We start from the raw sequence: 10,656 nt of genomic DNA, 5'->3' as shown, positions 1-10,656 counted from the left end.
CGAAAAGGGAATTGAAGCTAATCTAGTGAAAGGGAGGTAAAATCCTAGATGTCGATCCAAAATTTGGTTGTAAACGGCAGCTTTGAAAACGGGGCACTTCCACCCTGGGTAGGCCAAAATGCAACCGTCACAACTCAATTTTCTCATTCAGGTTTTTGGTCGGCAAGATTACTGGGCGGGGCTGTTACTTCTTTTATTGCACAATTTGTTCCAGTAGATGCAGGAGAAGGATTGGAATTTTTAGTTTCTCTAGCTAAAGAAGGTTTTCCTGCTCCATCGCCTCAGGTGCAAATTCAAGTGTCTTATTTTGATAGTTCATTTAACTTTTTAGGCCAAGGTCTCTTTTTAAATATCCCGTTCAACAGACTACCGATTGTTCAAAATAATACATGGCTTGAAGTCTATCAAACGACGACCCCAGCTCCAGCTGGCTCTACTATGGCTTTCATTTTGATTAATACTTTGCCGCAGGCAGGTACAGCGAATGTCATTGTAGATGATGTAGCACTATTAGATGTAGAAGGCGGAGGAACAGGTCCAACCGGCCCGACAGGTCCAACCGGTCCAACAGGAGCGACGGGTCCAACCGGAGCAACCGGTCCGACGGGAGCAACCGGCCCGACAGGAGCGACAGGCCCAACAGGTCCGACGGGAGCAACGGGAGCAACCGGCCCGACAGGAGCAACCGGTCCAACAGGAGCAACGGGAGCAACCGGCCCGACAGGAGCAACGGGAGCAACCGGCCCAACAGGTCCGACGGGAGCAACAGGAGCAACCGGCCCGACAGGAGCAACCGGCCCGACAGGAGCAACGGGGGCAACAGGAGCAACCGGAGCGACAGGAGCAACGGGAGCAACCGGTCCAACAGGAGCAACCGGAGCAACGGGAGCAACCGGTCCAACAGGAGCAACCGGAGCAACGGGAGCAACCGGCCCGACAGGAGCAACCGGCCCGACAGGAGCAACAGGTCCGACGGGAGCAACCGGAGCGACAGGAGCAACCGGAGCAACGGGAGCAACCGGCCCGACAGGAGCAACGGGAGCAACCGGTCCAACAGGAGCAACAGGTCCGACGGGAGCAACCGGAGCGACAGGAGCAACCGGAGCAACGGGAGCAACCGGCCCGACAGGAGCAACCGGAGCGACAGGAGCCACGGGAGCGACAGGAGCAACCGGAGCGACAGGAGCAACAGGTCCGACGGGAGCAACCGGCGTAACGGGAGCAACCGGCCCGACAGGAGCAACGGGAGCAACAGGTCCGACGGGAGCAACCGGAGCAACGGGAGCAACCGGCCCGACAGGTCCAACGGGAGCAACAGGTCCAACCGGCGCAACGGGAGCAACCGGAGCGACAGGCGCAACAGGTCCAACGGGAGCAACCGGCCCGACGGGAGCAACCGGAGCGACAGGCCCAACAGGTCCGACGGGAGCAACGGGAGCGACAGGAGCAACCGGAGCGACAGGAGCAACAGGTCCGACGGGAGCCACGGGAGCCACGGGAGCAACGGGAGCCACGGGAGCGACAGGAGCAACAGGTCCGACGGGAGCAACCGGTCCGACGGGAGCAACGGGAGCGACAGGCGCAACAGGAGCAACCGGCCCGACAGGAGCAACCGGCCCGACGGGAGCAACTGGTCCGACAGGAGCAACAGGTCCGACGGGAGCAACCGGAGCGACAGGAGCAACCGGTCCGACAGGAGCAACCGGAGCAACCGGCCCAACAGGCGCAACCGGAGCAACCGGCCCAACAGGTCCTACGGGAGCAACCGGAGCGACAGGCGCAACCGGAGCGACAGGCGCAACAGGTCCGACGGGAGCAACCGGAGCGACAGGCGCAACCGGAGCAACTGGAGCGACAGGCGCAACCGGAGCGACAGGCGCAACCGGAGCGACAGGAGCAACAGGTCCGACGGGAGCCACGGGAGCGACAGGAGCAACCGGCCCGACAGGAGCAACCGGCCCGACAGGTGCAACGGGAGCAACAGGTCCGACGGGAGCAACCGGCGTAACGGGAGCAACCGGCCCGACGGGAGCAACCGGCCCGACAGGAGCAACCGGTCCGACGGGAGCGACAGGTGCAACGGGAGCAACGGGAGCGACAGGCCCAACAGGTCCAACCGGAGCAACGGGAGCGACAGGAGCAACCGGCCCGACAGGAGCAACCGGGGCAACCGGAGCCACGGGAGCGACAGGAGCAACCGGCCCGACAGGCCCAACCGGAGCAACGGGAGCAACCGGCCCGACGGGAGCAACCGGCCCGACAGGAGCAACCGGGGCAACCGGAGCAACGGGAGCAACCGGCCCGACGGGAGCAACCGGTCCAACCGGAGCAACTGGAGCGACGGGAGCAACCGGTCCAACCGGAGCAACTGGAGCGACAGGAGCAACCGGTCCAACAGGTCCAACAGGTCCAACCGGAGCGACAGGTCCAACAGGCCCAACAGGTCCGACGGGAGCAACCGGTCCAACCGGAGCAACTGGAGCGACAGGAGCAACCGGTCCAACAGGTCCAACCGGAGCGACAGGTCCAACCGGAGCGACAGGTCCAACTGGCCCGACAGGTCCAACTGGCCCGACAGGTCCAACCGGCCCGACAGGTCCAACTGGCCCAACAGGTCCAACCGGCGCTTAATATTTAACGACTATTAGCAAATATTTTCCGTTTGTTTTTCCGGAACTTCGCTGGAATGCTATGCGAATGATTCAGGGGGCAGTAAACCTATGGTTTACTGCCTTTTTTATATTGCTTATTTCTAAGAATAAAAAAACATCCCTGTCACTATTTTGTGAAAGGGATGTTTTTGATTGATTAGCCTTTACGTTGGCTAAATGATTGAATGGCTGAGACTACTTGATCCACATTGACTTGATCATGGCAGGGAAGGGTGATCGTATTTTGTTCAAGAAAAATGGAATTGGGTTTAATCTGTCTGTATTTGCGGCGGTAATAGGTAGTGCCGCTTAAGCAATAGGTGCCGAAAGTCGACTCTATATGGCAGTCGCTCAAATATTGAATCAATTCGTCGCGAACGATGTTTTTTGGAACTTTGAAAACGGCGGATTGTGTATTGTGTACAACGTCAGGTCCGATTTGTTGACTTTGGAATCCGAGGGGTTCAAGCTGTTCACTATATGCTTTCTGCTGAAGGTTTCTGCGATGAATGATGTCATCTAGTTTTTGGAGCTGTTTGATTCCAAGAGCGGCTTGGATATCAGATAATCTGTAGTTGTAGCCGAAATCCATAAAATCCAATTGGCCGTCAGAGATAGCGGCGCCATGGTTTAACTTGACTGAAAACCAATCTTTCAACTCTTCCCGGTCGGTTGTAATTGCTCCGCCTTCGCCTGTCGTAAGCAGCTTTCTGGGGTGAAAGCTGAAACAGGTGAGATCGGCAATTTTTCCAGATTTACAGCCGTATTCACTGCTGCCGATCGCACACGCGGCATCATCCACGAGTGGTAAGCCGTACTCTTCACAAATGTGTTTGATGTTTGTGATGCCTGTCGGGTTTCCAAGGGCATCTACAAAAAGGACGGCTTTCGTACGGGATGTAATTTGACTTTCCAGCTCTTCTGGAAGCATGTTAAATGTTTCAAGATCAACATCGGCAAAAATCGGCTTGGCACCTAAATCTTCTATTACATTGACAGTGGCGGGAAACGAAAAGTCTGAGACGATCACTTCGTCTCCGGGTTGGACGTTAAGGCTTTTAAGGCACATCGATAAAGCCGTTGTAGCCGATGTTGTTAAAAAAGTATGCTTTGCACTTACATACTGTTTAATATGATCAGCAAATGTTCTGACATAAGGGCCTTTTGTCAGGATGCCGGAAGAAAATATTTCTTTTAATTCTGCTTCCACTTCTTCAAACGTAATATACGGCTCGATCAATCTGATCATGAGCGCTCCTCATCTTTCATCCTTCGGTTTTTGATCACCTTTGCCGGCACGCCTACCGCTATGCTGTACGGGGGAATATGACGATTGACGACGGCATTTGCTCCGATTTTGGAGTGGGCGCCTATCGTAACGCCTGCTAAAATAGACGCACCGATCCCGATGTTGCAGTTTTCTTCAATATGAATGGGAGCAAATGTAAGCGGCGAAAACAAAATGGTACTATCGGGTATATCAGGATCGGTATGGTAGGCGGCGTGTATCCGGACATTCGGACCAATTCCCGCAAATTTTCCGATTGTAACCCCGCCGGCACCGTGTATAAAACATTGCTGACCGATCCAGCTGTTTGAGCCGATGATCAGGTCATGCTTATAATAGCCTTTTAAAATCGTGTCATGGCCGATATAAACGTTATCTCCGATATAGATATTTTCCGGATGAAAAATGCGGACTCCGTCTTCAATAACGACATTTTCGCCGCACCCTCCAAGCTGGGAAAGGGTAAATTCACCTTTTCCTTCGCTTTTCCATTGTTTCAACAAAAGCGCCTCCTTTCTTATTGATCCAAATTTTTTCGAATGCTTTCAGCTGTTCTTGTGATCCCTTCTTCCAGATCTACTTTTGCGTTAAAACCGAGCATTTCTTTTGCTTTATTGACCTGAGGGATGCGAAGTTCAATATCGGCTTCTTTTTTCTCTCTAAAGAAGATTTGCGATTTTGATCCAAGAACTCTGATAATCGTGCTTGCCAATCCGTATACAGTGATCACAGTGCGTTCATTGCCGATGTTGAAAGACTCCCCAATGGCTTCTTTCATCGTCAAACAGCGCAATATTCCGTCGATCATGTCATCTACGTAACACCAGGCCCGGATTTGCGTTCCATCGCCGTGAATATAAATCGGCTCATCTAACAGAGCTCTGTGAACCATCGTTTTGATGGCGCCTTCCCCGACTTGTTCCGGTCCATAAACATTAAAAGGGCGGACGGTGACGGTCGGGAGCCCATGTTCTTTAAAATAGGCATATGCCATATGCTCCTCGGCGAGTTTGCTGACAGCATATGTCCAGCGGGCTTCTCCCACAGCTCCTAAAACAGTATGACTGGTCTCGCGCGCTCTGAAAGCGATTTGGCCGAACACTTCACTCGTACTGAAACAAACGACCCTTTTGCATTCGGTTAAACCTGCAGCCGCTTCTAGCAGATTGGCTGAACCGATCATGTTGACCTGCATCGTTTTAACGGGATTTTGAATGACCGTGTCAATCCCTGCGATGCCGGCGGCGTGGACAATGTGGCTGGCTCCCTGGATCGCCTTTTTAAGCGTGTTCACATCTAAAATGTCTCCCTGCACCACTTTCAAGTGAGGATGGTCCCGGTAAGGTTTATACCGGAGGGAGTCTCTTGAAAAATTGTCGTATACGGTGACGCTGTTGCGCTCTATCAGTTTTCCTATTAAAGAGGATCCGATAAAGCCTGCTCCGCCAGTTATGAAAATATGCTGGCCGGATAACTCTGTCATATCGCTCATCAATTGTTCACCTGCTTGTTTCGTTTTTTTGAATTACAAATCCCGCGACGCGAAAGGTGTTCAATATCATCCCGAAAGTAGCGCCTGATAAACAGCCAGCATTTTTTTGCTGTTTTTCACCATATCATGATGAACTTCTGCATACTTTCTTCCTTTCTGGCCGATTTCCGGCAGCATATCCCGGTTTTTCAGCACATTTTCAATCACTTCTGTAATGTTGTCGGGATTTGCTCTTATGAGAGGCAGTTCGGAAGGATAGTGCTCCTTCATAAAATCACTGACCCAACAGATAACGGGTTTCCCCATTGCCATCGATTCGACGGCAAATAATCCATAGCTGCCGATATGAAGCTGATCAATGATCAAATCCGCCTTTTGATAGATTTTCTTTGCCTGTTCATGAGAAACCCCTCGTACTAGTTGAAAATGAAAGTCGTATTTTTCTTTTAAAGACTCCACCGCCTTAAGGATGTGGCGGGTTCCTTTTATTCCTGGAGAGGTGGGGGCATGAACGATGAGCGGCTTTTCATTTGATCGGTAGTCGGGAATATAGCGGTCAAGCTGGATCATGGTTGGAATCATGTGGACATGCTCATAATAGTCTTTTACATACTCGTAAAGTTCCATATCGGCGACGATGCAGTGCTGGACATATTGTGAAATTCGTTTGAGGTGATATCGAATTCGCGCTTCGTTTTTCGTTTTGACAACGGCGTATGGATTTGTTTTAGCCAATGTTGAATAAAGCCTCACATCGCTGCCCCAATGATGCATGATCATTGGTTTACCTGCCTGTTTTAAAATGGGATAATCCGACATGTCCAGCGTAAAGCTTGTGCCAAAATGAAAATGGAACAAATCATAGGATGGCAAGAGATCACTGGCAAGCCTTCTCAGCTTCGCATTCATGGCGGGCGTATTGCGTTCTTTCAGCAATGACCAGGTGTAGTCGGCAGCGTAATTTAAATAATAAGGATAGTAATTTAAAGTGTGGGCAAGCGCGCCATGCTGTGAGAGCCCTTTAGCCAAGGTGTTCATTTGGTTGGCGATTTCCATTGTGCCTTGCAAAACGCGGATTTGCCCAGCCGGAGGCTCGGTTGTTTCATGAACAGGAAGATCAAGCTTTGGCCCGCTTTCGGTTTCTGCTCCATCTCCTTTTTGAAGATAGGCCGCGCTCTCTTGTTCCCTTCCGGTGCGCAGGCACACTTTTCCCATCAGCAGATTTAAAGATCTGTTATCAGGAAAAAGGTCAAGCCCCCTCCAGAGCCATAGCCAGGCGTTATGGTCATGGCCGAGATAGACAGAAAGAGAGGCTTGAAAAAAATAAAAATCGGGCTCGTTATGCGAGCCGTCGGCTTCCCACTCTTTTAAGCGCTTCATGGCTTTGTTCCAATCTTTTTGTTCCAGACAATGAATGATGTCTGACTTGAAATCTTTCATGATGACCTCCCATCGATCACGCTGCTTTCAATTTCTCCTTTTAATGGCAGAATAAAAACGCTTTGTGCGCTCTATCATACGTATAAATGAATCTATATGACTGTGTATTTGTGCGAGAGTATAAGAGAAAAACCTTCCACAGAGCGGAAGGCTTTATATCAGCTGGATTTTTTTAATATTTTTCATATATCGTTCATACTGATTGTCTGAAGAGAGGCTTAATTGGAAGTATTCATCCATTTTATCCAGGAGCGGCTGAATGCATTCTTTTTTGGCGTCTTGATCTAAATGCCGGGTATATCCGTTTTGTGCGTATCTCCGGGCCATTCTCCAAAAGGTTTTTCCGATGCTGAAATATTTCAAGGACTGTCTTTGATTTTCCTCAAGCTCCTTCCATTTGATATGGGGAAAATAGACGCTTTCGTCAAATTCTTTCACAATATAGTCGATGACGTACACAAGCGATTGAATCCTTTTATGCAATTGGTAGGAAATATTGTTTTGATGGCGGCGGTAGCACAATACAGGTTTTCTTAAATAGCGGCGCTTCCAGCCGCGCTTCGTGTTGGCCAAACAATTCAGCACATCCCCTGCAAGCGGCTTTTGCGGATCAACCAGCCAAGTAAAGCCTTTTTGCTGATAATAAGATGCTTTAAACATGCCCACCATCGGGACAATGCCTGAGCCGCCCCTTTGAAAAATAGTCCTCACCAGCTCCTCATCGCCATACTCTTGATACGTCCACAGCCCCGCATTTTTTCCGTGTTGATCAACAAGCAAAAGGTCCCCGTACACATAATCTAATCCCTCTTCTCCAAAAAAGCACTGCATAAAGTCATGGAGCACCAAATTGTGCGGAAGGAAATCATCTGCGCTTAAAAGCAAAACATATTCGCCTTTTGCCTCTTGGAAGATTTCCTTAAAAGCGAGATCAGGAAGTTTTGTATTTTCGCTGTGGCATATCGTTCGAATGTGCGGATGCGTTTTTTGATAGCTGCTGATTTTTTGCATCGAGTCGTCAGTTGAGTGGTCGTCAACGATCAGAATGTCGATATTAGGGTAGAGTTGATTTAAAACGGATTGAAGGCATTCATCAATAAAATTACTGTAATTATAGTTGATGATGCCTACCGTAATCAGCGGCGGATTTGGCATAACCGTCAACTCTGACTGCTTTGCAAAGCCTGAAATCATCTCTTCAATTTTGCGCATGCTCAGGTCATATGAATAATGCTCTTCAATAAACGACCGATAATGGAGAGATGTATAATCACCGCTTGTGATCATGGCCACGAATTCATCTATTGTATTCCAAACAACTGATTCATCGTATATCGTCTTTGCGCCGTAAAAGTTGTGGATCAGCGGTTTAATGCCTTTAGCCATCGCTTCCATGGCCGACATATGCTGACTTTCAAGAAGGCTCGTGCAAATCAGGTAATGCTTATCTTCCAAGTATTGATTCATATCATCCTGCCATCCGTCAAATTGGACGCTGTCAGTCAGCCGGAGTTCATCAATCATTTGCTTGAAGTACAACTGATAGCGGGCGTCCTGAAACGTCCCGGCGATGAACAGTTTGTATCTTGGGTCTTTGTCAATCAGTGCCTTGAAAGCCTGCAGCAAAAGCATCGGACCTTTTTTATAGTTGATATAGCCGACATATGCGATATGAAAGCCTTTTTGCCTTTGCTGAAAGGTGTATTCGTCTAACTTGATTCCATTTGGAACGACGGCCGTTTTCTCTTTTTTCAACGATTTAACTTGATCTAATACATATTCCCGCATGTGTTCCCCGTCAAAGATCACTTGATCCACCGCTTGCCAATATACCTTTTTAATATAAAAAGTAAATGCTTCATAGCTGTGGAGCCTGCATATTAATGTTTTGGCCGCTGCAGAAGGGACTTTGCTCCCGTGGATCAATAAATCATCGCACCATTCAAACCAGCAAATATCCGCCCATTGCATACCAGTGTCGATTTGATTCAAATCATGAACCGCGATTTTTCTGGTCCGGTAAGTTTCGGAAAGGTGCTCAACGACAGCATTCAAAAACCGGTCCAAATCCGGTTTAACGAAAAAAATGATCTTTGGACGCCTGACCATTTTTTTGAAAAGGTCCGCTTTCTCCTTCATGAGGCGATGTTGATGTTCGCGCCTGACAAACAGGAGGGCATCATCATATAATTCAGACGCTCTCTGAACCTGCTGCTTTTTTTCATAAACAAAAGCAGCGCTTATCAGTAAGCCGGGATCGAAGGGAGCGGCTTCCAGCCTCTCTTCCAGCTTCTGCGCAGCATCGTGCCATTTGTGTTGAAATATCAGTTGGGATATTTCGGTTTCTCTCCAGCTAAGCCCAACAGAGTCTAGCAAATATTCCAATTCATTATCCATCTGAAACCTCCTGGTTAAACACATTTTCGCTAGTAGTATCTATATTCAAGCGAGAAAAGAAAGTTCTATGAAAAATACTTCGGAAATGGCACAGCCTGAAAAGCTAAAACAGTGACAGCGGCACAAACGCGATCAGCTGCTGGTTCATATTTTATGGGTAGATTTTAAAAAAGAGTCTCAGGGAGTGAAGGCTTTGGTTACAATCAGTCTATGTATGATTGTCAAAAATGAAGAAGAAGTATTGGCGAGATGCCTTGATACAGTGAAAGACATTGTAGATGAAATTAACATTGTGGATACGGGATCGACAGATCAAACCGTAGAGATTGCGAAGCGCTACACAGACCGCGTCTTTTTCTTTGAATGGATCGGCGATTTTGCGGCTGCCCGCAATGAATCGTTCAAGCACGCCACTAAGGATTATATTCTCTATCTGGATGCGGATGATGTGTTGCTTGAGAAAGATCAGAAAAAATTAAAAGAGTTGAAGGAAACGCTTGATCCTTCCGTTGATTCCGTGTCCATGTACTATGATGCGGGAACTGACGAATTCGGAAATGTGACCTTAAGGTACCGCCGCAACCGCCTGGTGAAAAGGGAGAAAAACTTTAAATGGAAAGGCGACTGCCATCAATATTTGGAGGTATTCGGGAACATCATCAATGCCGATATCTCTGTGACGCATAAAAAAATCCGCCACTCTGTCGGACGAAACCTCAATATTTACCAAAAGAAGATCGATCGCGGCGACACGTTTACCCCGCGCGACTATTTTTACTACGGAAATGAATTAAGAGAAAACAGGCACTACGAAAAAGCAATTGAAAGCTACAATAAAAACATTGAAATGAAAGAAGGGTGGATTGAAGACAAAGTATACGCCTGCATCAACAAAGCCGACTGCCACCGCTTTCTCGGCGACTTGGATAATGAGCTGAGATCGCTCTTCCAGTCATTTGAATTTTCCAAAACGCCTCGTGCCGAAACATGCTCAAGAATCGGCTATAACTTTCAGAGGCGGCGGGAATACAATGCCGCTATCTACTGGTATGAGCTGGCGACAACACTGGTGCCTGATTCGAATAAATGGAGCTTCACCTATCCGGCATATTACACTTGGTACCCTCACTTGCAAATGTGTGTGTGCTACTACAATTTAGGAGACTTTGAAAAGTCGTATCAGCACAATGAAGAGGCGAGAAAATACCGTCCCGATGACAAATCCGTCCTTCATAACAAACAGCTGCTGGAAGGGAAATTAGGCATTAACAAATAAGCATGGTCAAGACTTACTGAACAAGTAGGTCTTTTTTTATGAAAAAAATCAAGCCGTGCCAAATTACCGGCAGGCATCATAACTTATTTTGGAACTTTTTGATTTTAGAGGA

Annotated in this window: 7 protein-coding genes; 2 read left to right on the top strand and 5 right to left on the bottom strand. The window is 48.5% G+C overall.

What is annotated here, in order from left to right; all coding sequences use genetic code 11:
* The first annotated feature begins 48 nt into the window (after window positions 1-48).
* A complete protein-coding gene (locus M1E03_RS17390; RefSeq protein ID WP_458110536.1) occupies window positions 49-2,631 on the top strand; it encodes an NTTRR-F1 domain in 2,583 nt (860 codons plus the stop codon).
* 177 nt (window positions 2,632-2,808) lie between these two features.
* Here the strand turns inward: M1E03_RS17390 and M1E03_RS17385 are convergent, their stop codons facing one another.
* The 5 genes from M1E03_RS17385 to M1E03_RS17365 form a co-directional block, all read right to left on the bottom strand.
* Window positions 2,809-3,900, bottom strand: coding sequence for a DegT/DnrJ/EryC1/StrS family aminotransferase (locus M1E03_RS17385; RefSeq protein WP_103750497.1), 1,092 nt, complete (start codon window positions 3,898-3,900; stop codon window positions 2,809-2,811).
* A complete protein-coding gene (locus M1E03_RS17380; protein WP_026580665.1) occupies window positions 3,897-4,439 on the bottom strand; it encodes an acyltransferase in 543 nt (180 codons plus the stop codon). The genes M1E03_RS17385 and M1E03_RS17380 overlap by 4 nt, the downstream gene beginning before the upstream one ends.
* A gap of 17 nt (window positions 4,440-4,456) precedes the next feature.
* The gene (locus tag M1E03_RS17375) at window positions 4,457-5,431 is read right to left on the bottom strand and encodes an NAD-dependent epimerase/dehydratase family protein (RefSeq protein ID WP_080131274.1); all 975 of its coding nucleotides are present in this window, start codon (window positions 5,429-5,431) and stop codon (window positions 4,457-4,459) included.
* Between the two features lie 66 nt (window positions 5,432-5,497).
* Complete coding sequence (locus tag M1E03_RS17370; protein WP_458110535.1) at window positions 5,498-6,871, bottom strand: glycosyltransferase; 1,374 nt, start codon at window positions 6,869-6,871, stop codon at window positions 5,498-5,500.
* 153 nt (window positions 6,872-7,024) lie between these two features.
* Window positions 7,025-9,268, bottom strand: a complete 2,244-nt coding sequence (locus tag M1E03_RS17365) for a glycosyltransferase (protein ID WP_411221343.1) — start codon at window positions 9,266-9,268, stop codon at window positions 7,025-7,027.
* Window positions 9,269-9,461: 193 nt separating this feature from the next.
* Here M1E03_RS17365 and M1E03_RS17360 point away from each other — a divergent pair, with 193 nt between their 5' ends.
* Window positions 9,462-10,544 (top strand): glycosyltransferase, encoded by a 1,083-nt coding sequence (locus M1E03_RS17360; protein WP_020450556.1) that lies wholly within the window; start codon window positions 9,462-9,464, stop codon window positions 10,542-10,544.
* Window positions 10,545-10,656 lie beyond the last annotated feature (112 nt).

It is taken from the genome of Bacillus sp. PK6-013 (assembly GCF_054161445.1).
The sequence above is the reverse complement of the archived record's forward strand: the minus strand, read 5'-3'. Positions and strand labels throughout refer to the sequence as shown.

Coding starts and splice junctions, on each gene's coding strand:
- M1E03_RS17385 (WP_103750497.1), bottom strand. CDS start 3,900: ATGATCAGATTGATCGAGCCGTATATTACGTTTGAAGAAGTGGAAGCA.
- M1E03_RS17375 (WP_080131274.1), bottom strand. CDS start 5,431: ATGAGCGATATGACAGAGTTATCCGGCCAGCATATTTTCATAACTGGC.
- M1E03_RS17370 (WP_458110535.1), bottom strand. CDS start 6,871: ATGAAAGATTTCAAGTCAGACATCATTCATTGTCTGGAACAAAAAGAT.
- M1E03_RS17365 (WP_411221343.1), bottom strand. CDS start 9,268: ATGGATAATGAATTGGAATATTTGCTAGACTCTGTTGGGCTTAGCTGG.
- M1E03_RS17390 (WP_458110536.1), top strand. CDS start 49: ATGTCGATCCAAAATTTGGTTGTAAACGGCAGCTTTGAAAACGGGGCA.